This is a genomic window from Bacteroides togonis, from assembly GCF_900130135.1.
In the GTDB taxonomy this organism is placed as follows: Bacteria; Bacteroidota; Bacteroidia; order Bacteroidales; family Bacteroidaceae; genus Bacteroides; species Bacteroides pullorum.
On record NZ_LT670820.1, the window covers coordinates 1090444 to 1115115 of the forward strand.

22 protein-coding genes and 1 riboswitch are annotated in these 24672 nt (G+C 52.1%); of the genes, 18 read left to right on the top strand and 4 right to left on the bottom strand.

From position 1 onward, the window contains the following. Positions 1–158: 158 nt before the first annotated feature. Positions 159–860: a Crp/Fnr family transcriptional regulator gene (locus tag BQ8005_RS04715; protein ID WP_075317234.1), complete on the top strand. Its 702-nt coding sequence runs from the start codon at positions 159–161 to the stop codon at positions 858–860. A 46-nt stretch (positions 861–906) separates the two neighbouring features. Here the strand turns inward: BQ8005_RS04715 and trxB are convergent, their stop codons facing one another. The 3 genes from trxB to BQ8005_RS04730 all read right to left on the bottom strand — a co-directional run bounded on the left by trxB (position 907) and on the right by BQ8005_RS04730 (position 5205). Continuing rightward, positions 907–1842: a thioredoxin-disulfide reductase gene (gene trxB / locus BQ8005_RS04720; RefSeq protein ID WP_021847397.1), complete on the bottom strand. Its 936-nt coding sequence runs from the start codon at positions 1840–1842 to the stop codon at positions 907–909. 44 nt (positions 1843–1886) lie between these two features. After that, a complete protein-coding gene (locus tag BQ8005_RS04725; protein WP_075317235.1) occupies positions 1887–2510 on the bottom strand; it encodes an outer membrane lipoprotein periplasmic chaperone LolA1 in 624 nt (207 codons plus the stop codon). Between the two features lie 157 nt (positions 2511–2667). Next, positions 2668–5205 (bottom strand): DNA translocase FtsK, encoded by a 2538-nt coding sequence (locus BQ8005_RS04730; RefSeq protein WP_075317236.1) that lies wholly within the window; start codon positions 5203–5205, stop codon positions 2668–2670. An 864-nt stretch (positions 5206–6069) separates the two neighbouring features. Here BQ8005_RS04730 and BQ8005_RS17355 point away from each other — a divergent pair. From BQ8005_RS17355 to BQ8005_RS04800, 15 genes are all read left to right on the top strand, one after another. Beyond that, the gene (locus BQ8005_RS17355) at positions 6070–6255 is read left to right on the top strand and encodes a hypothetical protein (protein ID WP_159436212.1); all 186 of its coding nucleotides are present in this window, start codon (positions 6070–6072) and stop codon (positions 6253–6255) included. Positions 6256–6451: 196 nt separating this feature from the next. After that, positions 6452–7009, top strand: a complete 558-nt coding sequence (locus BQ8005_RS04735) for a DUF5063 domain-containing protein (RefSeq protein ID WP_075317237.1) — start codon at positions 6452–6454, stop codon at positions 7007–7009. Between the two features lie 13 nt (positions 7010–7022). Next, a complete protein-coding gene (locus BQ8005_RS04740) occupies positions 7023–7628 on the top strand; it encodes a 3'-5' exonuclease (protein ID WP_075317238.1) in 606 nt (201 codons plus the stop codon). A 25-nt stretch (positions 7629–7653) separates the two neighbouring features. Next, positions 7654–8835, top strand: coding sequence for a class I SAM-dependent rRNA methyltransferase (locus BQ8005_RS04745; RefSeq protein WP_021846175.1), 1182 nt, complete (start codon positions 7654–7656; stop codon positions 8833–8835). Positions 8836–9175: 340 nt separating this feature from the next. Then, the gene (locus BQ8005_RS04750; protein WP_075317239.1) at positions 9176–10438 is read left to right on the top strand and encodes an MFS transporter; all 1263 of its coding nucleotides are present in this window, start codon (positions 9176–9178) and stop codon (positions 10436–10438) included. Between the two features lie 21 nt (positions 10439–10459). After that, positions 10460–11047: a bifunctional nuclease family protein gene (locus BQ8005_RS04755; RefSeq protein ID WP_075317240.1), complete on the top strand. Its 588-nt coding sequence runs from the start codon at positions 10460–10462 to the stop codon at positions 11045–11047. Beyond that, a complete protein-coding gene (locus tag BQ8005_RS04760) occupies positions 11047–11751 on the top strand; it encodes a 16S rRNA (uracil(1498)-N(3))-methyltransferase (RefSeq protein ID WP_075317241.1) in 705 nt (234 codons plus the stop codon). Before BQ8005_RS04755 ends, BQ8005_RS04760 begins: the two co-directional genes overlap by 1 nt. A 31-nt stretch (positions 11752–11782) precedes the next feature. Next, on the top strand, positions 11783–13321 hold the full coding sequence (locus tag BQ8005_RS04765; protein ID WP_075317242.1) for a DUF4836 family protein: 1539 nt from the start codon (positions 11783–11785) through the stop codon (positions 13319–13321). 17 nt (positions 13322–13338) lie between these two features. Next, on the top strand, positions 13339–13983 hold the full coding sequence (locus BQ8005_RS04770) for an ATP-binding cassette domain-containing protein (RefSeq protein WP_075317243.1): 645 nt from the start codon (positions 13339–13341) through the stop codon (positions 13981–13983). Then, positions 13980–15191: a cell division FtsX domain-containing protein gene (locus BQ8005_RS04775; RefSeq protein ID WP_075317244.1), complete on the top strand. Its 1212-nt coding sequence runs from the start codon at positions 13980–13982 to the stop codon at positions 15189–15191. The genes BQ8005_RS04770 and BQ8005_RS04775 overlap by 4 nt, the downstream gene beginning before the upstream one ends. Positions 15192–15462: 271 nt before the next feature. Then, on the top strand, positions 15463–16092 hold the full coding sequence (locus BQ8005_RS04780; protein WP_075317245.1) for a hypothetical protein: 630 nt from the start codon (positions 15463–15465) through the stop codon (positions 16090–16092). A 19-nt stretch (positions 16093–16111) separates the two neighbouring features. Then, entirely contained in the window at positions 16112–16678 is a 567-nt protein-coding gene (locus tag BQ8005_RS04785; protein WP_075317246.1) for an RNA polymerase sigma-70 factor, read from the top strand. Between the two features lie 2 nt (positions 16679–16680). After that, positions 16681–17640 (top strand): FecR domain-containing protein, encoded by a 960-nt coding sequence (locus tag BQ8005_RS04790; protein ID WP_075317247.1) that lies wholly within the window; start codon positions 16681–16683, stop codon positions 17638–17640. A 137-nt stretch (positions 17641–17777) separates the two neighbouring features. After that, positions 17778–18881, top strand: a complete 1104-nt coding sequence (locus BQ8005_RS04795) for a TonB-dependent receptor plug domain-containing protein (RefSeq protein WP_234983998.1) — start codon at positions 17778–17780, stop codon at positions 18879–18881. 51 nt (positions 18882–18932) lie between these two features. Further along, on the top strand, positions 18933–19976 hold the full coding sequence (locus BQ8005_RS04800) for an asparaginase (RefSeq protein ID WP_075318942.1): 1044 nt from the start codon (positions 18933–18935) through the stop codon (positions 19974–19976). 20 nt (positions 19977–19996) lie between these two features. Here BQ8005_RS04800 and corA read toward each other — a convergent pair whose 3' ends face one another. Next, positions 19997–21016 (bottom strand): magnesium/cobalt transporter CorA, encoded by a 1020-nt coding sequence (corA, locus tag BQ8005_RS04805; protein ID WP_075317249.1) that lies wholly within the window; start codon positions 21014–21016, stop codon positions 19997–19999. An 80-nt stretch (positions 21017–21096) separates the two neighbouring features. Continuing rightward, positions 21097–21317, top strand: a riboswitch (cobalamin riboswitch). Between the two features lie 69 nt (positions 21318–21386). On the opposite strand from corA, the gene BQ8005_RS04810 reads away from it, so the two are divergent. Together BQ8005_RS04810 and BQ8005_RS04815 are read left to right on the top strand one after the other, a co-directional pair. Further along, positions 21387–23405 carry a TonB-dependent receptor plug domain-containing protein gene (locus tag BQ8005_RS04810; protein WP_075318944.1) on the top strand — a complete coding sequence of 673 codons (2019 nt, stop codon included), beginning with the start codon at positions 21387–21389 and terminating at the stop codon, positions 23403–23405. 69 nt (positions 23406–23474) lie between these two features. Continuing rightward, a complete protein-coding gene (locus BQ8005_RS04815; protein WP_075318945.1) occupies positions 23475–24602 on the top strand; it encodes an NHL repeat-containing protein in 1128 nt (375 codons plus the stop codon). Positions 24603–24672: the final 70 nt, after the last annotated feature.

Below are 24672 nucleotides of genomic sequence, written 5' to 3' on the forward strand. Positions count from 1 at the left end.
AAACACTTGGCGGTGAACGGATACAATCTCCGTTCACCGCTTATTTTTTTTCATTTTAAGCCTCTTTTCCACTCCAAATGCACATTTTTGAGGCGAATGTGTGTTTTTTAAATTATTCTTTCTACATTTGTGCTATAGAACACAGTTTTGCAGCACTCATGGTAAAAACAAATTTGTCAGAAATAAAGGTTCAGGAGCTTATCGCCGACATGTGGTCTCCCCTGAACGAAGAGCAACGGGAATTTCTCACTGATCATTTCACACTTCAAAACTACAAAAAAAATGAAGTCATCCATTGTGAAGGCGAGACTCCCACGCACCTGATGTGCCTGCTAAGTGGGAAAGTCAAAATTTATAAAGACGGTGTGGGCGGCCGCAGCCAGATCATCCGCATGATCAAACCCGTCGAATACTTCGGCTACCGCGCCTATTTCTCCGGCGAAGACTATATCACGGCCGCTGCCGCATTCGAACCTTCGGTCATCTGCCAGATTCCCATGAATGTCATCACCACCCTCGTAACGCAAAACAACGGCTTGGCCATGTTCTTCATCAAACAGTTGTCCAAAGACCTGGGTATCGCCGATGAACGTACGGTAAACCTCACTCAGAAGCATATCCGCGGCCGTCTGGCCGAATCGCTCCTGTTCCTCAAGGAAAGCTACGGATTGGAGGAAGACGGCTCTACACTGAGTATTTACCTCTCGCGCGAGGATCTGGCCAACCTATCGAACATGACGACTTCGAACGCCATCCGAACGCTCTCCCAGTTTGCCACCGAACGGCTCATCACCATCGACGGACGAAAAATCAAAATCATTGACGAAGAAAAGCTGAAGAAAATCAGCAAGATTGGATAAAGAAAAAAAATCGGTTAGTGGAGGAAACCACTAACCGATTCTTTTTTTATTGTTGCAAGTAGCGCTCCGCCTCGATAGCCGCCATACAACCGCTGGCTGCTGCCGTGATGGCCTGACGGTAGTGCGGGTCGGCCACGTCGCCTGCGGCAAACACGCCCGGCACCTTCGTGCGCGGCGTACCCGGCTCGGTCAGGATATAGCCCACTTCGTCGGTATCCAGGTAAGGCTTGAAGATGTCCGAATTGGGCTTGTGTCCAATGGCCAGGAAGAAACCGTCGATGGCCACGTCGTAGCGCTCTTCGTCGGCCTCGCCCATGCGCTTCACCAGATGCACGCCTTCCACGCCGTTCTCGCCAAAGAGGCCCACGGCATTATGCTCGAACAGCACCTCGATCTTCTCGTTGTTCATCACACGCTCCTGCATCACCTTCGACGCACGCAGATAGGGCTTACGCACGATGAGGTACACCTTGCTGGCAAGGCTGGCCAGGTAGGAAGCCTCTTCGCAAGCCGTGTCGCCACCGCCCACAACGGCCACCACCTTCTTGCGGTAGAAGAAGCCGTCGCACGTGGCACAGGCACTCACACCCATGCCGGCATATTTCTTCTCGTCCTCCAGGCCCAGGTACTTGGCCGTGGCACCTGTGGCGATGATGATGGTTTCGGCTTCGATCACCTTCTCGTCGTCGATCGTTATCTTGTAGGGTTTCGCGCTGAGGTCGGCCGCCGTAGCCACGCCATAGCGGATGTCGGCTCCGAAGCGTTCGGCCTGCTTGCGCAAGTCTTCCATCAGCTCAGGACCGCCGATGCCGGCAGGATAGCCGGGGAAATTCTCCACTTCGGTGGTCGTTGTCAGCTGTCCGCCCAGTTGCAGGCCGGCATATACCACAGGAGCCAGGTTGGCGCGTCCTGCATAGATGGCGGCTGTATAGCCGGCAGGACCCGAACCGATGATCAGGCATTTCACTTTTTCTGTTTCCATACTGTATTTACTAAATTATATTTTTAAGTTCATTCAAGTTTCGTTCATCTCAGATCGATCACCTCCGCCGTCGGATAGGCCCGCTTGTCGAAGGTGAAGAGCGCATCGTCGTATTTCTGCCCTGTCTGATAGGAGCGCACCAGTACGACAACTGCCTCGCGGTCGCCCTTGCGGACAAGGCTCAGCTTTGCCGGACGCAAGGTCTGCTTGTCGACGTAGAGGATCAGGCACTGCAGCTCGCTGCCCTGACGGCTGGCAGTCATCATCACCTTGTGGAGGCGCGGATCGGCCTGCTCGCCCATCTTCAGCGTGTAGCCGTTCTTGTAAAGTGACAGCCAGGCATAGGGGTTGATGCTCTGCAGCTCTTCGGCCGTGGGTTCGGAGACGTTCACTTCGTCGCTGTTCTCCAGGTAGGTCCATTGCGTCCGCCCGTCGAACCAGGTCGTGATACCTTCGGTGTCAAGGCGGAACTTCTCGCCCTTGAGGCGGATGCGTCCCTCGGACGTTCCTTCGGGTGCGCGCACCTCGAAAGCGATTTCCACGCCTTCCGCCTGGCGGAACGCGTCGGCCACGCGGTCGAGCAACTGGCGGGCCTCGTTATTCCCTTGTGCAGCGGCTGCCTGCCCCATGCAAAGAGCAACAAGCAGGCAAAGTATTTTGTTCAGCATTTTTTTTATTGAAAATTGAAAATTGAGAATTGAGAATTGAGAATTGAAAATTGAAAATTGAGAATTGAGAATTGAAAATTAAAAATTTTAATTCATTGAAATTGTCCGTCAAGCGGCTTTCATTTTCAATTTTCAACTTTCAATTCTCCATTAATATTTACATTTTACTCAAAAAATCCTCCAGCGACACGATGTCCGTGAAGTAGACGTCGCGCGGCTTACTGCCCTGCGCAGGCCCTACAATGCCCGCCTTTTCCAGCTGGTCCATCAGGCGGCCGGCACGGTTGTAGCCGATGGAGAACTTGCGCTGGATGAGCGAGGTGGAGCCCTGCTGATGTGTCACAATGAGGCGTGCGGCGTCGTCGAAGAGCGGGTCCTTGCGTCCCAGATCTACATCGCCCAGATCGCTGCCACTGGCGTTCTCGTCCACGTATTCGGGCAGGTAGAAGGCCGTCGGATAGCCCTGCTGGCGGGCAATGAATTTCGTAATTTCGGCCACCTCGGGCGTATCGATGAAGGCACACTGTACACGCACAGGGTCGGCACCCTGCAGGAAGAGCATGTCGCCGCGGCCTATCAGCTGGTTGGCACCCGGCCGGTCGAGGATGGTGCGCGAGTCGACCATCGCCGACACGCGGAAGGCGATACGCGCGGGGAAGTTGGCCTTGATGGTACCCGTGATGATGTTCGTCGTGGGTCGTTGCGTGGCGATAATCATGTGGATACCCACCGCACGTGCCAGCTGGGCGATACGCGCTATAGGCAGCTCCACGTCCTTGCCCGCGGTCATGATGAGGTCGCCGAACTCGTCGATCACCACCACGATGTAGGGCATGTACTTGTGTCCCTTCTCGGGATTCAGGCGGCGGTTGATGAACTTCTCGTTGTACTCCTTGATGTTGCGCACGTGGGCCGCCTTCAGCAGGTCGTAGCGTGTGTCCATCTCCACACAGATGGAGTTCAGCGTCTGCACCACCTTGGTAACGTCGGTGATGATGGGTTCGGCCTCGTCGGGCAGCTTGGCCAGGAAGTGGTGCTCGATGACGGAGTAGATGCTGAATTCCACCTTCTTGGGGTCGACGAGCACAAACTTCAGCTCGGCGGGGTGCTTCTTATATAATAAGGAGGTGATGATGGCATTCAGGCCGACCGACTTACCCTGACCGGTAGCACCAGCCACGAGCACGTGGGGCATCTTGGCCAGGTCCACCATGAACACCTCGTTCGTGATGGTCTTACCCAAGGCGATAGGCAGTTCGTAGGTCGATTCCTGGAACTTCTTGCTGCCGATGATGCTCTGCCCCGACACGATTTTGGGGTTCGAGTTGGGCACCTCGATACCGATGGTACCCTTGCCCGGTATGGGCGCTATGATACGGATGCCCAGCGCCGAGAGGCTCAGAGCGATGTCGTCCTCCAGTCCGCGTATCTTCGAGATGCGCACGCCCTGTTCGGGAGTAATCTCGTAGAGCGTCACCGTAGGTCCTACGGTCGCCTTGATGGAGCTGATTTCGATGCCGAAGCTGCGCAGTGTGCTCACAATCTTGTCCTTGTTGGCATTCTGCTCGTCCATATCGATGGTAGGTTCGGCGTTGTCGTAGTGCTTCATCAGGTCCAGCGTGGGGAAGTGGTAGTTCTCCAGGTCGAGCCGGGGGTTGTAAGGCTCCAGCTCAGGGCCCTGATACTCCTCTTCTTCGTGCGTCTCCACCTGAAATTCAGGATCGTCCGCATGTGGAGCCTCTGCGGGCTCCAGCGGTACGGCAGGTTCCGGCTCGGCAGCCTCTACCGTCATCTCCACTTCGCCCCCACGGTTGCCGGTCGCAGCCGGACGCGAGGGGCCGCCCAGGTCGAGCGAAATCTCCTGCGAAGGCTCTGCCTCAGGCTCTTCTTCAGGCTCGGGTTCCTCTTCGGCCTTCTCTTCTACGACAGGCTTCGGCTCTTCGGCCACGGCAGGCGCCGGCGTCTGAGCCGGACGTTTCTTGCCTTCGGCCGTCCACGAGGTCGTAAACTCTTCAGGCACTTCGCCTTCCGCCTTCTCCTGTCCGTCTTTCTTCTTTTTCAGGAAGTTCAGGGCAAAGACACCTCGCAGCCACACCACCGTCCGTGCGCTGAAGTAGATCAGGAAGCAGATGGCCGTCACCAGCAGCAACAGCCACACGCCCGGCGCTCCCACCTGCGAAGCCAGCCAGCGGCTGACGTTGTAGCCATGCATACCGCCCAGGTAGATGAACGAGTCTTCATACAAGCTGGCGAAAGCAAAGCCGAAGAACACCGAGAACCACACCAGCAGCAGCGAGCAGCAGATGAACCATCGCCACAGACGGATATGGCGCACCTTCATCAGCTTCAGGCCTGCAGCGGCGAGAAACACCAGGATGAAGAACGACGAAATGCCGAAGCAGTCGTTGATCAGGTAGCTGGACAGCTGCGCGCCGCGCGATCCGGCATAGTTCTTCACGCCGTTGTCCACGGCCATCAGGTCCTTTCCGTTACCCGAGTCGAGGATGCTCTGGTCCGCCGCCCCCGTAAAGAAGAACGACGAGAACGCCAGCAGCAGGTAGACGGAGAAGATGACGAGCATCAGCCCCACGATGAAGCGCAAGGTTTCGTTGTGCCAGGTCGCCGCCACCTTGCGGAAGAAGGAAGGCGAAGCCGCTGTATCTTTTTTGTCCGATTTGTCTTTTTCTTTTTTCATTGTCTTTCAATAATTGTCTTTTTGTACGGGTTTTCTTTTTTTGGCAGTACAAAAATACGGAAAAATAGGCGGAGAGACAAACGAAAAATCAAGTTTTCGGGGCCTCTTTTCCGAAGCACATCCATAAATATTATAAATATACTGATTATCAACTTGTTACAACAGCGTTTTTAAGCCTCCAAAAGCATCTTTTCTTTTCATACACCCCTGCCATACGGAGTCCCGCCTCCTGCCTGCATCTTCTCCCCCCGCCCAATTCGGAATTACAGATTACAGTTTCCCGATAATGAAACTACCATTGCAGAAAATGCTATTACGAATTACAGATTACAGTTAGCTAAAATCGAAAATGTGCGCGCCACTTATACAGTTATATTATATATATATATTTATATATATAATATAAAATTCTGTACACACTCTTTCAAATCGAAATTCGCTTACTGTAATCTGTAATTCGTAATAGCACGCTGTCTTTTCCTGGATTCAAAACGACTCTTACGAATTACAGATTACAGTTACCAGACAATCTTTTCACACTACTTCATAAAGATCGCAAACGAAAGAGAACATCATGCCATCTGTAGAAAAAACAATACTTTCCGCGCGCGAAAACGTCGCTTTTCACACTGCAAATCAATGCATTATTTTTATTAACACAATCCAACTGTTTCGTTAACACATTTTCACTCCCCAGCGGCCGTTTTTATTTGGCCGGCCGGAAAAGACCCCTTATATTTGCCTTTGCGAATGAGGAATGAAGAACGAAGAATGAAGAATTTGCCTGCGGCCGAGGCACCATCCATTCTCAATTATCCATTCTCCATTCTCAATTAACCAAACACAATTTAAAACAACAAAGCTATGTCAACAATCAGAACACAACTCGACCTACTCGCGCGGCATCATCCACGGCGTCCTTATCGACATGCTCGCCTGCTTGAAAGAGCTGGTGCCCGACGGCAAATGCTTACATCTGCTGAGCAATTACAAATTACAATTACAGTTAGCCCAATGAATTTTGATATTCTTCGCCCCGGCTCAGAATAACAGGTGGGGCAGAATAAGACAGTCGGCACCTCGACAAACAAAACAATATGCGAGCTTATTTTTTTGCATTACGCTCGGTTTGCACTATCTTTTCATAACATAGGCTGCACCTCCGAAGTAAAAGCTGAAAACTAGGTTTTCGCTTTGTACTTCCCTCGGTTTGCACTATCTTTGCATTCATATTTTTACAAAACGTATGAAGAAGAAAGATAGCCAAGTGATATTCGACCGCAACGTGATAGAGTTTGTCACCGTGGCGGCAGAGTTCTGCAAGTTCGTCGAACAAGCCGAAGGCAGCAAACGGACCAACTTCGTGGACACCACGCTGAAACTGCTGCCCCTGCTCTACCTGAAAGCGTCTATGCTGCCACCCTGCGAAACCATAGGCGACGAAGCGCCCGAAACGTTTGTCACCGAAGAAACGTACGAAATCGTACGCATGAACCTGGCAGGCATCCTCGCCGACCGCGACGACTATCTGGACGTGTTCGTCAGCGACATGAAATACAGCGACCAGCCTATCACCCGATATATCTCGGAGGACCTGGCGGACATCTACCAGGACATCAAGGACTTTATCTTTGTCTTCCAACTGGGACTGAACGAGACGATGAACGACTCGCTGGCCATCTGCCAGGAGAACTTCCGCCTGTACTGGGGACAAAAGCTGGTGAACACACTACGGGCCCTCCACGAAGTGAAGTACAGCAACACGCAGGAAGAAGAAGAGGAAGAGGAGGATATCGAGGATTGATACAAGAGCAACTATGATCATAAAAAGAACCATCGGAAAAGAGGAACTGAGCGAACTGCCCAAAGCGGCCTTCCCCGGCAATATACACATAGTGGACACGCCGGAAGAAGCAGATAAGGCGGCAAGATACCTGAAAGGACAACCGATACTGGGCATCGACACCGAAACACGGCCTTCGTTCAGCAAGGGACACGTACACAAGGTAGCGCTGCTGCAGGTGTCGACCGACGACCATTGCTTCCTGTTCCGACTGAACCTGATAGGGCTGACCCTGCCCGTCATCAAGCTGCTGGAAAGCCCGCACATCACCAAAGTGGGCCTTTCGCTGCACGACGACTTCATGATGCTGCGCAAACGGGCACCCTTCGAACCCAGAGCCTACGTGGAGCTGCAGGAATACGTGCGCCCCTTCGGCATACAGGACATGAGCCTGCAAAAAATCTACGGCATCCTGTTCAACGAGAAGATATCGAAATCGCAACGCCTGAGCAACTGGGAAGCCGAAAACCTGACGCAGCCGCAACAGCTCTATGCAGCCACCGACGCCTGGGCCTGCCTCAACATCTACCACAAGCTGGAGGAACTGAAGCAGACGGGAGATTTTATAATTGAGAATTGAATATTGAGAATTCATAATTGACACCATGTATAAAGTATATCTGAAATCGGGCAAGGAAGAATCGCTCAAGCGTTTTCACCCATGGGTGTTCTCGGGCGCCATTGCCCGCCTGGACGGCGAACCTGAAGAAGGAGAAGTAGTAGAGATCTATACCTCTAAGAAAGAATTTATCGCCAAAGGCCACTTCCAGATAGGAAGCATCGCCGTACGCGTCCTTACCTTCCGACAGGACGAGACCATCGACAAGGACTTCTGGAAGCGACGCCTGACTGTGGCCCGCGACATGCGACGCAGCATCGGCATCGCCGGACGGGCCGACAACAACACCTACCGCCTGGTGCACGGCGAGGGCGACAACCTGCCGGGGCTGGTCATCGACGTATACAATCGTACGGCCGTGATGCAGGCCCACTCGGCCGGCATGCACCTGGACCGCATGACGATCGCCGAGGCCCTGGCCGAAGTGATGGAAGGCGAAGTGGACAACATCTATTATAAATCGGAAACCACCCTGCCCTTCAAGGCCGACCTCTACCCCGAAAACGGCTTCCTGAAAGGCGGCAGCGCCGACAATGTGGCCACGGAGTATGGGCTGAACTTCCACATCGACTGGCTGAAGGGACAGAAGACGGGCTTCTTCGTGGACCAGCGCGAGAACCGCGCCTTGCTGGAGCGCTATGCCCGCGGACGCAGCGTGCTGAACATGTTCTGCTACACGGGAGGCTTCTCTGTCTATGCCATGCGCGGAGGAGCCAAGCTGGTGCACTCGGTAGACAGCTCGGCCAAAGCCATCGACCTGACGAACAAGAACATCGCCCTGAACTTCCCCGACGACGCACGCCATGCCGCCTATGCCGAAGACGCTTTCAAGTACCTCGACCGCATGGGCGACCAGTACGATCTGATCATCCTGGACCCGCCTGCCTTCGCCAAGCACCGCGACGCCCTGCGCAACGCTCTGCAAGGCTATCGCAAGCTGAACGTCAAGGCATTCGAGAAGATCAAGCCGGGCGGCATCCTGTTCACCTTCTCGTGTTCGCAAGCCGTCAGCAAGGAAAACTTCCGCACGGCGGTCTTCACGGCAGCAGCCATGTCGGGACGCAACGTGCGCATCCTGCACCAGCTGACGCAACCGGCGGACCATCCCGTGAACATCTACCACCCCGAAGGAGAGTACCTGAAAGGGCTCGTACTGTACGTAGAATAAGTTCTATCCCCTCAAAAAGGGGGTAGAATGCAGCCAAAACGTTAAATAGTGCAAACAAAACGCAGATTTATGTTCAATTATTATGTTGTATAACATAAAACCCATACCTTTGCACTGTGTTTTTCATGGTATTAGATTTAAGGTTAATAAAGATTGGGTGTCTGGGATAGATACCCTTCTTTTTTTATATACCCTTTCCTCCTCTTTTGGCAGCGGTTTCTCCGCATCTTTCTCCATAAAAAATCTTCCGCACGCTTGTTTTTCTAACGGCATCATTGTATTTTTGCAAGGTTATGTCGACTATTCGACCTGTTAATTTTAAACGCCAAACAAAAAAACTATGAACATCAAACTTCGCTTGATCATCATGAACTTCCTGCAGTTTGCCGTGTGGGGTTCTTACCTGACTTCTATGGGAAGTTATCTGGTCAATGTCAACCTTGCCGGACACATCGGCATCTTCTATGCCATGCAGGGCATCGTATCACTCTTCATGCCGGCCATCATGGGCATCATAGCCGACCGTTGGGTGCCAGCCCAAAAGCTGTTGAGCTTCAGCCACTTCATGGCAGCCATCTTCATGGGACTCGCCGGCTACTATGGTATGACAAGCGGACAAGACGTGGAATTCGGACCGCTCTTCGGCCTCTATGCCCTGAGCGTAGCCTTCTATATGCCTACCCTGGCCCTTTCGAACTCCGTGGCCTATACGGCGCTGGACAAAGCGGGACTGGACACCATCAAGCATTTCCCCCCTATCCGTATCTTTGGAACCATCGGATTCATCTGCGCCATGTGGCTGGTAGACATCCTGGGCCTTCAGAACAACTACGGACAGTTCTTCACCTGCGCCATCATCGGCCTGGTGTACGGGTGCTACGCCCTGACCCTACCCGCCTGCCCCACGAGCAAGGGAGGACAGAGCAAATCGCTGGTCGAAGCACTGGGTCTGCGCGCCTTCACCCTGTTCAAGCAAAAGAAAATGGCTATCTTCTTCATCTTCTCCATGCTGCTGGGCGTGTCACTGCAAATCACAAACGGATTTGCTAACCCCTATATCAGCAGCTTCGGCAGCATACCTGAATATGCCGACACCTTCGGCGTACAGCATGCCAACATCCTGATCTCGCTGTCACAGGTATCCGAGACACTCTGTATCCTGCTGATACCGTTCTTCCTGAAGCGTTTCGGCATCAAGCGGGTGATGCTCATCGCCATGTTCGCATGGGTGCTGCGTTTCGGCCTGTTCGGCGCGGGCAATCCAGGCAGCGGTGTCTGGATGTTCCTGCTTTCGATGATTGTCTATGGAGTGGCCTTCGACTTCTTCAACATATCCGGCTCGCTGTTCGTCGACCGTGAGACGGACAAGGAAATCCGCTCGAGCGCACAGGGCCTGTTCATCATCATGACCAACGGACTGGGTGCTACCATCGGAACACTGGGCGCACAAGCGGTGGTGAACCACTTTGTGGACTTCAGCAGCGAATTGCCGCAGACGGGACAGTGGCAAGCAGCGTGGTTCACGTTTGCAGCCTATGCGCTGGTGGTGGCCGTTGTGTTTGCCTTCGTCTTCAAATACAAACACGAGCCGGAAAAGATGTAACGCCTGAAATAACAACCTGCCATGAGCCGAAACAAGATAGAACTGCAAGTACTGAGCCTCACCTACAGCCAGGAACAGGCAGGAGCTTATGCCCTGCTCCTGGGCGAAGTGGACGGTCCGCGCAAACTGCCTGTCATCATCGGCTCGGCAGAGGCGCAAGCCATCCTGCTCGAGATACGCGGCATTACTTCGCCACGTCCACTGACCTACCAGCTGTTTGCCTCTACCCTCGAGGCGTTGGGCGTACGCCTACTGCGCGTACTGATATATCGGGCAGAGAACGGGCTGTTCTATTCGTATCTCTACCTGCAGTCGGACCACTCCATCATCCGCATCGACTCACGCACGAGCGACGCCGTCGTCATGGCCATGCACCTGCACTGTCCGATCCTCATCTACGAAGACGTGCTGGATGCTGAGAAAATGGAACTGGACGCCGAGACACTGGAAACGGAATCAGAGACGACGAACAGCCAAGATGACCGGGCAGAGACAATAAGCCGCATGGAGGAGGCTCTGAAAGAAGCCATCGAAGCAGAAGAATACGAAAAAGCCGCCAACCTGCGCGACATGATAAACCAATTTAAAGAATCAAACCATCAGGACTGATGCACGTATTTTATACCCCCGACATACAGACACGGGCCGAACTGCCCGAAGAAGAAGCTGCACACGCCGTACGTGTGCTCCGCCTCGAAGCAGGCGACGAAGTGACCCTGACCGACGGCAAAGGATGTTTCTACCGCGCTGAAATAAGCGCAGCGTCCAACAAACGCTGCCTGGTGAACGTACTGGAAACCTTGCCCCAGGAACCATTGTGGCAAGGACACCTGCACCTGGCCATGGCGCCAACCAAGAATATGGACCGCACAGAGTGGCTGGCCGAAAAAGCAACGGAGATAGGCTTCGACGAACTGACGTTTCTCAACTGCCGCTTTTCCGAACGAAAGGTCATCAAGACCGAGCGTATCCAGAAGATACTGGTATCGGCCATCAAACAGTCGCTCAAAGCACGCCTGCCAAAGCTGAACGAAATGACGGACTTCAACAGGTTTATCCGACAGCCCTTCAGCGGACAGAAATTCATCGCCCACTGCTACGAAGGAGAAAAACCGCTGCTGAAAGACATCGTGCGCCGCGGCGAGGATGCGCTGGTACTTATCGGCCCTGAAGGGGACTTCAGCGAAGAGGAGGTGAAACTGGCTGTAGAACAAGGGTTCCAACCCATCAGCCTGGGACGTTCGCGCCTGCGCACAGAGACGGCAGCACTCGTGGCCTGCCACATCCTGAACCTCTGCAATCAAATCAATTGAAATAGTTTCAACCCACTAAATTACTTTGCAAATGAAAATTCGCTTGTTCAATCATTTGTGCGCCGGCTTAGTAGCCATTGTACTGGCCGCTTCGTGCTCATCGCCCGTCAAGTACACCAACGCCATTCCGGCAGAGTCTACCGAAATCGTCTCCATCGACCTGCAATCGCTGGCCGTCAAGGCAGGAGTAAATGACCCGCAAAACGCCGAAACCCTGCAGAAACTGAGCCAGACCCTGACGAGCGGTGTGAGCGCCGACGCCCAAAAGGCCTTGGAAACTATCCTCAAGAAGCCGTCGGAGTCGGGCATCGACTTCGCACAGCCTGTCTACATCTTCCATTCGTCGGAAACGAAACAGCAGGGATTCATCGCAGCTGTGGCCAATGCCGACAAGCTGAAAGACATGCTGCAAGCCACACAGAGCGAAACACAGATGGCTGACGTGGCCGAAAAAGACGGCTACAGCTTCAGTTACAACGACCAGGCCTTCGTAGCCTTCAACGCCAGCACACTGCTTGTGCTCCCCTCGGCCGACACGCCCGACATCGCACAGATGCATCAAAACGCCTCCAACCTGCTGAGCCAAAGCTCTGAACAGAGCATCAACAGCCAGGAAGCTTTCCGCCAGATGCAGGAAACAAAAGGCGACATCCGCGTGATGATGACCTCGAGCAGCCTCTTCAAGCTCCACCCAGACCCGATGCTGATGGCAATGGCCGACAGCATGAACCTGCAGAACATCAAGTACGTGGGTGGATTGTCGTTCGAACCCGGTCAGGTAGCCGTCAACGTGGGCTACACCTCGGACGATCCCAAGGCGCTGGAACTCCTTGAAAAGCAGCTGAAGGCCACACGTCCCATCCAGAATACCTTCGCGCCCTACTTTCCCCAGTCTACCCTGCTTTACTTCAGCCTGGGCCTCGACGGCAAGGAGCTGTACACCCACCTGGAAGAAAATCCGCAAGTCAAGAAATCACTTTCTGCCGAGAACATGGAACTGCTGAAGCAGCTGGTGTCTTCGTTTGAAAACGACTTCACGCTGGGCATCACTGGTGTAGACGCCCAGGGCAACCCCACGATACTGGCCTATGCCGAAACCAACAACGCCGACCTGCTGAACCAGCTGTACGAAGCCAGCAAGAAGCAGGGAGGTAACGACCTCACCAAGCTGGACAACGACGACTACATGCTCACCGACAAGGGCCTGAAGGTGTACATGGGCATGCGCGGCAAGCACCTCATCATGACCAACGACGAAGCCCTGTACAACAATGCAGGCAAGGAAAGCAAGCCCTCCCTGCTCGAGTCTTCCTTCGCCAAGGAAGTGCAGGGACAGCGCTTTGCCACCGTCATCAATACCGAAGCGGTCTTCGACCTGCCCATCGTCAAGCTGGCCACAGGCTTCCTCAGCCCTAAATACCGCGCCATGGTTACCGCTGCCGAGAACATCTCCTACCTGAGAATGAGCAGCGAAGGCAAGACGGGCCTCTTCGTGCTGCAACTGAAGGACCGCGAGACCAATGCACTGAAACAGATTGTGGACCAGGTGAAGACACTGGCCAACCTATAAATAAGGAGCCTACGCTCATGGAAACCATTCATCTGCAACACACTCTCCCGCAGGTCTTTGCAAACCGCGATGCCATCGTGTCCGACGTGTGGCATCGCGACCTCGTCTTCGAACGGGGCAAGCGCTACCTCATCGAGGCCGCATCGGGCACAGGCAAGTCGTCGCTGTGCAGCTACCTCTACGGCTACCGCAACGACTACGAGGGCATCATCTGCTTCGACAGGCAGAACATCCGCTCGCTCAAGGAAGCCGACTGGACACGCCTGCACCGCCACTCGCTCAGCATTCTTTTCCAAGAACTGCGCCTCTTCAGCGAGCTGACGGCCCTCGAAAACGTGCAGCTCAAGAACCGCCTGACGCGCTTCAAGAGCCGCAAGGAGATAGACGCCCTCTTCGACGCACTGGGCATCGGCGATAAAAAAGACCAAACGGCAGGTCTGCTCTCCTTCGGCCAGCAACAGCGTGTGGCCTTTATCCGCTGCCTGTGCCAACCCATGGACTTCCTGCTGCTGGACGAACCCGTCAGCCACCTCGACGAGGCCAATGCCGCCACGATGTCGGCCTTGCTCCACGAAGAGGCAGGCAAACAAGGAGCAGGCGTCATCGTGACCTCCATCGGCAAGCACCTCCCTACCGACTATAACTGTGTACTGAAACTATGAACAGACTCGTTTGGAAACTTCTCCGCCGCCACATCAGCGGCGCCCAGCTGGCGGGCTTCTTCCTTGCCAGCCTCTTCGGCATGAGCATCGTGCTGCTTGGTATCCAGTTCTATCGCGACGTGGCGCCCGTCTTTACGCAGGGCAACAGCTTCCTGAAGAAGGACTACCTTATCGCCACCCGCAAGATCAGCACGCTGGGCAACCTGACGGGACGGAGCAACACCTTCAGCCCTGCCGCCATTGACGACCTGCGGAACCAGCCCTTCACACGCAGCGTGGGAGCCTTCACGCCCTCGCTGTTCGACGTATCGGCCGGCTTGGGCATGCAGGAGGCAGGTATCCGCCTGTCTACAGAGATGTTCTTCGAGTCCGTGCCCGACGCCTATATCGACGTCAACCTCGACCGTTGGCACTTCGACCCGCAGAGCCACACCATCCCCATCATCATCCCCCGCAACTACCTCAACCTCTACAACTTCGGCTTCGCGCAGAGCCGAAGCCTGCCCAAGCTGTCCGAGGGGCTGATGAACCTCATCCAGATGGATATCCGCCTGAGCGGCAACGGGCTGACCGAACTGTTCAAGGGGCAGATTGTGGGCTTTTCCAACCGGCTGAACACCATCCTCGTGCCCCAAGCCTTCATGGAGTGGGCCAACAACCGCTATGCCCCCGGCCGTGAAGCGCAGCCCTCGCGCCTCATTGTCGAAGTAGACAACCCCACGGACACCTCCATCAACGATTACTTCAGCCGCAAAGGCTACGAAACAGAGGGCGACTCGCTCGACGCAGGGCGTGCCACCTACTTCCTCCGTCTCGTCACAGGCATTGTATTGGCCATCGGAGGCATCATCAGCCTGCTGGCCTTCTTCATCCTGATGCTCAGCATCTTCCTGCTGCTACAGAAGAACCGCGACAAGTTGCAGAACCTGTTGCTCATCGGCTATGCTCCCGCGCAAGTGGCCCTGCCCTACTGCGTGCTGACGGCCAGCCTCAACCTGGCCGTACTGTTGCTTTCGACGGGGTGTGTGGCATTGTTGCGCCAGGCCTACCTACCCTTCCTCGAAAAGCTTGTGCCCCAGCTCGAAGGCAGCTCCCTGCTGCCCACACTGCTGATAGGAGGCGTACTCTTCCTAGTTGTCTCGGCGCTCAACATGGTGGCTATCCGCCGCCAGCTGCCCAAGCTGCTCTCCAGACAAGCACGACGTTAATCCTCTGTTGACGATAAAAAAGCATTGTTTTCTTTCAAGGAAAGCAATGCTTTTCTACTGATAAAACACCGTTTTCCCCTCAAAAAAAACAATCCCCCACATCCTGCTCTACAACGTTTCTGAAAGGAAAAAACGAATTTATATAAAAAATTTCTCCCTACGAATAGGGGATTTCTACAAAGGTTGCGTTATACGAGTGAAAGTGGCCCGGCCGGACGCTCTCAGAGAAACAAATCAATAAGAGTATTCACACCTAAACGAATTAGAAATTATGAAAATCAAATTTATCGCATTATCTTTGTGTATGGTTGCAAGTGTAAATATCATCAAGGCGCAAGACACAGACAAGTCGTCCTATCAGCCCAACAATCGTCATGAATTCCGCATCGCCGTCAGCGACGGACTGACACTGACAGGGGTCGACATACTGGGCATGGGAATAGCCGATGCTATTACCGGCACCAAGCGGTCGGACGAAAAAAGCAGCATGGTCTACGGCATAGGCTACCGCTACGCCATCAACCGCTTCCGACTGGGAGGTGACTTGGGCTTCGCACATACCAGCAGCCTGCTGACTTTGCATGGAGAATCTACCGCTTCGATCAAGGAAAAGGAACTGAACTTCCTCGTGCTGCCCACTGCTGAATTTGTTTACTTCAAACGCAACCTTGTAGAACTTTACGGATCGGCCGCAGCAGGTGTAGATCTGGTGCGCCACACAGAGAAAGGACTGACCGAAGCCGGAAAGGCAGCCACCCGCAAAGCAGACCTGTCGACCAACTTCGCCTATCAGGTGAACCCCATCGCCATCCGCATCGGTAACGACCGCGTAGGAGGATTCATCGAAACCGGCCTGGGATACAAGGGATTCCTGACGGCAGGTGTCAGCCTGAGATTCTAACATCTTAACACGCATTGCAATGAGAACAGACAGGAAAGAACTTTTCAGAGTCAGATTCGAGCAACATTATCCGAGGCTATGTAGCATAGCCTACGGATATGTCTCGGATTACGACGAATCGGAGGACATCGTTCAAGAACTGTTCATCCACATCTGGGACAAGGGCAAGGACTGCCTGCCCGAACAGGAACTCACCGCCTATCTGACGACTGCCGTAAAGAACCGCTGCATCTCTTTCCTGCGTCGGAAAAAAGAGGACACCGTATCGATCGAGGACTATCCGCTGGCCGATCATCACCTGGCCGACGAAACAGCAGACAGCAGTGAAAACCGACGCTCACCCGAAGAAGTGCTGGAAGAAGCTCTCTCGACCCTGCCGCCCAAGTGTAAGGACGTTTTCCTGATGGCCAAGCTAAAGGGCATGAAGTATCGCGAGATAGCCAACGAACTGGGAATCTCGGAGAAGACCGTCGACAACCAGATGACAAAAGCCGTCAAGCTGCTACGCGCCTATGCGGCTGAAAATCCTTTCCTGATGACTGCCATCGGCGCCATTGTTTTATCCATCCTAGTAAATTGCAAGTGACCATGAAACAGAATGAAGACATTAACGATCTGCTGGCCCGTCACCTGGCCCACGAACATATCAGTGCCGAGCAACAGCAAGAACTGGAAGCATGGATAGCCGCCAACAGCGCTGAATATCGCCGCCTGAGGCGACTGACAGACGCCCTGCATCCACATGCGGACGAATCGAACTTCGACGCCCGCCGGGCCTGGATGAAGATCGCTCCCAAGCTGAAAGACAAGACGACGGAAACCCATCGTACACGACGGTTCATCACCTTCTGCTCCATTGCCGCCTCCTTGCTGCTCCTATTGGGAACGGCTACAGTCTACTTGTTCAGACAACCGGCCGTACGTTACGAGAACAATGGACAGACAGCCCGAAGCCTCCTACTGCCTGACAGCTCGGAAGTAATCCTTTATCCTCAAACTAAATTGAGTTTCCGATATGCACCCCACCACAGTGAACGACTGGCCAAACTGGAGGGAAAAGCATTCTTCCATGTGAAAAGGACCGATGGGAAACCTTTCCGCGTAACTACTGAAGAAGTGGAAGTAGAAGTGCTGGGCACCTCGTTTCTGATAGATGCCACACAGACGAAGCGTACAGGAGTCTTTGTGGAAAGCGGGCGAGTAAAAGTCAGCGCAGAAGACCACGACCTGGTGCTCCACGCCCATGAAAAGGCGGAACTCAGCGACGGAAACCTGCAAAAAGGCACCATCGACGATCCGGCTAGCTTCTTCAACCGAAAAAAAACAAAGATGGTATTCAACCAAACGCCCCTCAAAGACGTTATAAAAGAAGTGGAGAAACAGACCGGCATCCGTATTGAGCTGGGACGGGGCGTCGAAGAGAACACCGTCACTACCCGCATCGACCCCGACAATGCCGAGGGCATCGCGGCAGAACTGGCTTTCCTCTGCGGATGCAAGTGCGACACGCTGAAACGAGGAAAACTTTACCGGCTACGCTATGATTAGAAAAAAACGGGGCCTGCTGGCCCTGCTTATTACATTAGTTACCACCCTAACGTATGGCCAGAAGAGCCCTGACATACGGACGATAGCGGAAGAGCGGATCCGAGTGACCGCCTCTTCCGCTACCGTCTTGCAATGGTTTGACAAAATCGAGAAGGAAACGCAAATCACGTTGGCCTACAATCCTTCGCACATTGACCCTCGACATGCCTGCAGCAGGAGTGACTCTCGAAGGCCCCATCATCAAGGACAAACTATCCTACCTGGTGAGTGCACGACGCAGTTGGCTCGACTTTTTTGACAATCTGTTCTCTGAAGATAACCGTATGAACCATTCCACATATGATTACAATGCCAAGTTATCTTACAACCTGTCTCCCCAAAACACTCTCAGATTAATGGCCTATGGTGCACAAGACGGTTATCATCTGCCTTATGACGAAAGCGGCGACAAACAAACAATTCTACGATGGACCAACCAGGCCTATCAGGCATCATTCCACACTTCGTACGGTAAGCTGAATCAAACGAGTTCCGTGTCCTATACCTCGTATACCAATCGGGCCAATGCTTTCATCCTAGGCTTCGATACGGAAGGTTATGTACGTAGCGGCATCCATTCGCTCAATGCGGCTACCGAATTCTCTTTCAGTCCAGAAAATATATACAGCGCGCGCTGGGGCGCCAAATACACCCGTGAAGTCTATGAACTGGCTTCTCTAGACAACCTGACGCAGGCAAGACACGAACCTATCAACCAATTCTCCCTCTTCTACGACAACCTGATACGGATTACCCCTCAAATCACAACTCAGGTAGGCGTACACTTTGTAGGTTACATTCCCCAAAGCAGCCGTTCGTACTACAGCATACAACCCCGTTTTTCGCTCAAATACCAACCGGCCGAGCAAGAATTGATCTACCTTCACTTCTCACGAATGGAACAATTCTACCATTACCTGCGCTTCGACTACCTGGCTTTTCCAACAGACTTCCGCATGCCAAGTATCGACGGATTCAAGCCTCGCTCTTCGGAACATTACGAAGCAGGATGGAAACATTTTCTGAAGAACGGACAAATAGAGATATCGGCCTACTATAAGACACGAAGAAACGTAGTGGCCTTCAGCCCCCAGAATGCATCCGAAGGTAGCTCTGAGCTACTACTCCGTACACTGGTATCGCAACTGCCTGCCCTATGCTTCGGTGAGCTTCAAGTTCTGAAACAAGTTGCGGATTTGTAATTTGTTTAGTACCTTTGCCCTACATTAGAAACAAAAGCCTGCAGAATGCGTATGAAAACAGCGGATTGCCCTTCAGTATTACTGATATATACCGGCGGTACCATCGGCATGATCGAGAACCCTGAAACCGGAGCCTTGGAAAGCTTTAACTTCGACCAACTGCTGAAACACGTACCCGAACTGAAACGATTCAACTGCCATATCTCTACCTACCAGTTCAATCCACCTATCGATTCATCAGACATGGAACCCGAACTCTGGGCCAAGATCGTAAAAATCATCAGCAGCCATTACAATGATTATGACGGCTTCGTCATCCTGCATGGTACGGATACGATGGCCTATACAGCCTGTGCGCTGAGTTTCATGCTTGAAAATCTGTCGAAACCCGTCATTCTGACTGGCTCGCAACTACCTATCGGTATGCTGCGCACCGACGGCAAGGAGAACCTCATTACGGCTATTGAAATAGCAGCCGCACGCCGTCCTGACGGCACACCCATGGTACCCGAGGTCTGCATATTCTTTGAAAACGAACTGATGTGCGGTAACCGTACGACCAAAATCAATGCGGAAAATTTCAATGCCTTCCGTTCTTTCAACTATCCGCCACTAGCCAAAGTGGGCATCCACATCCGCTACGAAGAACACCTGATACGTCGCCCCGACCCTTCACGACCGATGAAGCCACACTACCTGTTTGATACCAATGTCGTAGTGCTGACTCTTTTCCCCGGTATTCGTGAAAGTATCGTCAGCTCCGTCCTCCACGTACCAGGTATCAAAGCCGTGGTACTCAAGACTTTCGGATCGGGCAATGCACCACAAAAAGAATGGTTGATCCGCCAACTCAAAGAAGCAAACGAACGAGGCATCGTCATCGTCAACATCACTCAATGTCAACGGGGAGTCGTCGAAATGCAACGCTACGGTACCGGTCTTCAACTGCTCCAAACAGGTGTTATCAGCGGTTACGACAGCACACCCGAATGTGCTGTCACCAAACTGATGTTTCTTCTGGGGCACGGCCTGAACCAACAGGAAATACGCCGTCTCATGGACTCAAATCTGGCAGGAGAAATCACAAAAGAATAATAAGCCCAACCTTACTGGAGCTATTGCCATTTACGCGAACGTAAAATAAGGTATGAAACCACTCCAGCAGCAATCATTACTCCCCAGGCCATCAGATATCCGTATTTCCAATCGAGCTCGGGCATAAACTTGAAATTCATGCCCCACACTCCTACCAAAAAAGTGAGCGGAATAAAAATAGTAGATACCACCGTAAGCCGTTTCATGATGTAATTCATGCGCATGTCACTGTTCGAAATATAGAGGTCCATCAGTGATGAAAGCGTTTCGCGACAACCTTCGACAAGCTGTACGGCATTGAGCAAGTGGTCGTTGACATCATTGAAAAAAGGACGGTTGGTCTCATTGATAAGCTCGGAGTCCGGATGCAAAATTTTAGAATATTGATCCTTCAACGGTACGACTGTCCGTTTTATTTCCATGTAGCGTTTCCGCAACATTTGCAATTGCATCCGAATGTTATAACTAGTCGTGGCAGCCAACAATTCGGTTTCAAGATCATCAAGTTGATCGCCTGTTTCAATAGCCAATGAAACATAATTTGAAACCAATTCGTTGAATAACACAGAAAAGAGATAATCGGACGAGCGTGTACGTATCTTCAAAACGTTTTCCTGCAAAGCCTTGACCGCATCATCGAAAAAAGAAGCTTCACCTTCAGTAAAGGTCAGCACCACATTCTCACCTTGTATCAGTCTGACAGACGTCTCGGTATCTTCATGAAAAATACGAGTTACTACAAAATTGAAATCACCGTTCTTCTCGATTTTGCTGGGATGGTCTACATTCAAGATGTCCTGCATCATCAAAAAGTTGATTTTGAAATAAGTACATATATTCCGGATATATTCGGTATCTTTCAATCCATGAACCCTTATCCACAATTTGTTTTCGGTAGGCGTATGTGACATGATTTCCTCAAAATCATTGCAAATGGTTTCACTAAAATGGTCGGATGAATAATTAAGCAAATGAACATGAGTATGTGTACAATTGTCACCATTGTAAGTAAGGCGTTCGGACAATAAATTGTTTTTCATCTTTATCTGGATAGTTTTAAGTTCCTCGGACAAAGTTATAAAAACTATCGGTTTCTTTGCATTGGTTTCAGATTCTTTTCCTAACTTTGCAATAGTTTTGTTCTGCCAGTTTCCAATTGCGAAGCTAGCGGATGAAAAGGGAATCGGGTGAAAGTCCCGAACAGTCCCGCTGCTGTGAGTTTCACATCTTGAGAGCATCAACACGCTCTATGCCACTGTTACTTCTGCCAAAGCGGAAAAAGACGGGAAGGCGATGTTCTCCGAAACGAGTCAGAAGACCTGCAAAACAAAAATCATGCTTGACGCTTGCGAGGATGAGCGTAAAGATCGTGTAGAAAGTAGTATACAACTACAGATTGACAGAAAGGAAATGAAACAAATTTGTCTTTTCCATCGGCGATGGGGAGGTTGGATTGTAGCGTTGTTGCTGTCTGGCGGAGCCATGGCTCAGGAAGCGAGCGACACGATTACGGACAGGATACACCAGATAGACCGTGTAACCGTCACTGCCCGACGTGTACCCAACAAGCTGACCTCGGCAGCACCCGTACAGAGCCTGTCGGGGCAGGACATCGAGCGTCTGGGTATTCAAGACATGGCCGATGCCGTACGCCGCTTTGCCGGAGCACAGGTGCGCGACTACGGCGGTATAGGTGGCCTAAAGACCGTTTCGGTCCGTAACATGGGAGCTGCACATACAGCGGTGAGTTATGATGGCGTGACAGTGAGTAACTGCCAAGCCGGGCAAATAGACATCGGACGGTTTTCACTGGACAACGTGTCGATGGTTACGCTAGCCGTAGGACAGACGGACGATTTATTGCAGACAGCCCGACACTATGCCTCGGCAGGTGTTCTCAGTATCGAAACCGAAAAGCCTCATTTTGATGAAGGCCGCCGCTATGCCTTGCGCGCCCGTGTCAGTGGAGGATCTTTCGGATACATTACACCGTCCCTGCGCTGGTGGCAGCAACTGAGCAGCCGTACACGCCTGGCTGTTGACGGCAGTTTCATGCGGGCCGACGGTAACTATCCTTTTACATTGGTAAACGGGAAATACGTCACACAAGAACGACGTAACAATTCCGACATACTCTCAGGACAAGGCGAAGCCAACCTATATCATACATTCAAAGACAATAGCGAGCTGGATGTAAAGGCTTACTATTACCGTTCCCGCCGTGGACTGCCCGGAGCCGTCACTCTCTACAATCCTTTATCTGACGAACGCTTGTGGGATGAAAACATCTTTGTACAGACCCGTTACAAGAAACAGTTCAATCCACGATGGGCTATGCAGGTACAGGGCAAATACAATCATGGCTGGAACCGCTACGAAGACCAAGGAGCGGAATATACTGACGGCACCTATAGCGAACACCACAAACAGGATGAATACTATCTGTCGGCATCTGTCCTCTACCGTCCGCTGGAAGGATTATCCTTTTCCTTGGCACAGGACGGAATGGCGAATACGCTGCACAACACCTTGCCCGAATGCCCCTTTCCCACACGCTTAACTTCCATCAGCGCATTCAATGCCCGCTATAGCAACGACTGGTTAACAGCTACGGCTTTATTGGTACATACCGCTACTTTTGAACATGTGGAAAAAGGCGAGGCACCCGACAACTTCCGCCGCTTCACACCCTCCTTATCTGTCAGCCTGAAGCCCTGGCAAGAAGAGGAGCTTTTCCTGCGGCTGATGTACAAGAGCACCTTCCGCCTGCCCACCTTCAATGATCTTTATTATTACCGCTTGGGAAACCGTAATCTGCGGCCAGAGAAGGCGAACGAATACACTGCCGGCCTAACTTGGAGTCTGCAGAAAGCTGCCTGGCTGGACTATCTGTCCGTCACACTGGACGGTTACTTCAACAACGTGACGGACAAGATCGTGGCCTTCCCCTCTACCTACACATGGAAGATGGCCAACTACGGACGGGTGCATGCAGCGGGCATAGACGCCACTCTGGCTGCTTCGGCAACACTGGCATCGGGTTATGACCTTACGTTCAGCGGTAACTATATGTGGCAGAAAGCCATCGACCTGACCGATCCCGATGCCAAGAACTATCGTGACCAGTTGCCCTATACACCCGTACACAGTGGAAGCGCCTCGCTTATTGTCGGCACCCCCTGGCTCAGCTTGGGATATTCGCTGGTGGGCGTAGGTGAACGATATTATATGTCACAGAACTTACCCGAAAACAGAATAGACGGCTATGTGGAGCAGAGCTTGAGCCTTTCGCGCGATTTCAACCTGAAACGAGGACGCATAGCCGTAAAGGCCGAGGTGCTGAACCTGGCGAACGAGCAGTATGACGTAATCAAGTATTACCCCATGCCGGGCCGTTCGTGGCGACTGACCGGCAGTTTCTATTTCTGATACAACGGAAAAATCTAATACTTAAATAAAAATAAATATGATTGACTTAAATATAAACAAAGTATGAAAATGAAAGCAAGTAATCTATGGTATGGCCTGCTGTGCATGCTGGCCGTGAGTGTAAGTTTATCTTCTTGTAGCGACGACAACGGTAATAACGACGATGACCGCGACGATACGGGGTCGAAGGTCCAGTTACCGCAAGTGCGCGCCTTCTTCCTGAACGAAGGCTCCTATAATGGCAATAATGCGGGAATCTCATTCTATGCGCCTAACGGCGATGCGGATTTCATCAGCGACATTTACAGCTATCAAAATGATGCCAAGCTGGGAGATACAGGTCAGTGTATGATCGAATATGAAGGAGAAATCTATGTGGCTGTCTATGGATCGAATTATCTGGCTAAACTCAACTCTGCCGGCGTGGAGCAACAACGACTTTCGTTTGTCACAGACCCGGAACTGAGCGCAGGCATTCGTTACCTGGCTGCTGAAGACGGTTACATATATGCTTCCTTCTGGGGTGGCGTAGTAGCCAAAATCAACGCACAGACCTTGAAGGTAGAAAGCAAGCTTACGGAGCTGGGCGACAATCTGGAAGGCGTAGCCATCTGCAAAGATATGCTCTATGTGGCCAACAGCTGCACAGCCGATTATGTTTACCACAACGAGGTGAAGGTGATAGACCTGAACACGTTCAGCTTGAAGGAAACGCTGACGGTGGCTGAAAACCCTTATACTCAGATGCTGGAAGAAAATGACAAGATATTCTTCATCTCCAATGATTATTCTTCCATAGATGGATATGTATTGCAGGTGATTGATCCTGCGGACAACAACAAGGTGACGAGAATAGGTTATGCCACTTACATGGCTGCCGACGATGATGTGTTGTATCTGGTCAATTCAATGACAGACTGGAGTACAAAGCCAGCTACAACGGTCAACACGTTCTTTACTTATAACATCAAGACGGGGCAAACGAACAATGCCTCTTTCCTGAAGAACGCACCGGCAGAACTTGCATCGTCTACTTTACACATGTTGGTTGTAAACGATGATAATGGTGATATCTATATCGGAACTTCGGATTTTACAACCAACGGTAATATCTATCGCTTCAAAAAAGACGGAACCTTCGTCGAGAAGTTCGATGCGGGAGGCGTAAGTCCGAATTCGGCTATTTTTTTTAAATAAATGCCTGTCCAATAGTTGCGAATACTGTCATGGACGCTAATTGTTAATCATGTAAATGATTAATCAAAAA

Coding starts and splice junctions, on each gene's coding strand:
- BQ8005_RS04715 (WP_075317234.1), top strand. CDS start 159: ATGGTAAAAACAAATTTGTCAGAAATAAAGGTTCAGGAGCTTATCGCC.
- trxB (WP_021847397.1), bottom strand. CDS start 1,842: ATGGAAACAGAAAAAGTGAAATGCCTGATCATCGGTTCGGGTCCTGCC.
- BQ8005_RS04725 (WP_075317235.1), bottom strand. CDS start 2,510: ATGCTGAACAAAATACTTTGCCTGCTTGTTGCTCTTTGCATGGGGCAG.
- BQ8005_RS04730 (WP_075317236.1), bottom strand. CDS start 5,205: ATGAAAAAAGAAAAAGACAAATCGGACAAAAAAGATACAGCGGCTTCG.
- BQ8005_RS17355 (WP_159436212.1), top strand. CDS start 6,070: ATGTCAACAATCAGAACACAACTCGACCTACTCGCGCGGCATCATCCA.
- BQ8005_RS04735 (WP_075317237.1), top strand. CDS start 6,452: ATGAAGAAGAAAGATAGCCAAGTGATATTCGACCGCAACGTGATAGAG.
- BQ8005_RS04740 (WP_075317238.1), top strand. CDS start 7,023: ATGATCATAAAAAGAACCATCGGAAAAGAGGAACTGAGCGAACTGCCC.
- BQ8005_RS04745 (WP_021846175.1), top strand. CDS start 7,654: ATGTATAAAGTATATCTGAAATCGGGCAAGGAAGAATCGCTCAAGCGT.
- BQ8005_RS04750 (WP_075317239.1), top strand. CDS start 9,176: ATGAACATCAAACTTCGCTTGATCATCATGAACTTCCTGCAGTTTGCC.
- BQ8005_RS04755 (WP_075317240.1), top strand. CDS start 10,460: ATGAGCCGAAACAAGATAGAACTGCAAGTACTGAGCCTCACCTACAGC.
- BQ8005_RS04760 (WP_075317241.1), top strand. CDS start 11,047: ATGCACGTATTTTATACCCCCGACATACAGACACGGGCCGAACTGCCC.
- BQ8005_RS04765 (WP_075317242.1), top strand. CDS start 11,783: ATGAAAATTCGCTTGTTCAATCATTTGTGCGCCGGCTTAGTAGCCATT.
- BQ8005_RS04770 (WP_075317243.1), top strand. CDS start 13,339: ATGGAAACCATTCATCTGCAACACACTCTCCCGCAGGTCTTTGCAAAC.
- BQ8005_RS04775 (WP_075317244.1), top strand. CDS start 13,980: ATGAACAGACTCGTTTGGAAACTTCTCCGCCGCCACATCAGCGGCGCC.
- BQ8005_RS04780 (WP_075317245.1), top strand. CDS start 15,463: ATGAAAATCAAATTTATCGCATTATCTTTGTGTATGGTTGCAAGTGTA.
- BQ8005_RS04785 (WP_075317246.1), top strand. CDS start 16,112: ATGAGAACAGACAGGAAAGAACTTTTCAGAGTCAGATTCGAGCAACAT.
- BQ8005_RS04790 (WP_075317247.1), top strand. CDS start 16,681: ATGAAACAGAATGAAGACATTAACGATCTGCTGGCCCGTCACCTGGCC.
- BQ8005_RS04800 (WP_075318942.1), top strand. CDS start 18,933: ATGAAAACAGCGGATTGCCCTTCAGTATTACTGATATATACCGGCGGT.
- corA (WP_075317249.1), bottom strand. CDS start 21,016: ATGAAAAACAATTTATTGTCCGAACGCCTTACTTACAATGGTGACAAT.
- BQ8005_RS04810 (WP_075318944.1), top strand. CDS start 21,387: ATGAAACAAATTTGTCTTTTCCATCGGCGATGGGGAGGTTGGATTGTA.
- BQ8005_RS04815 (WP_075318945.1), top strand. CDS start 23,475: ATGAAAGCAAGTAATCTATGGTATGGCCTGCTGTGCATGCTGGCCGTG.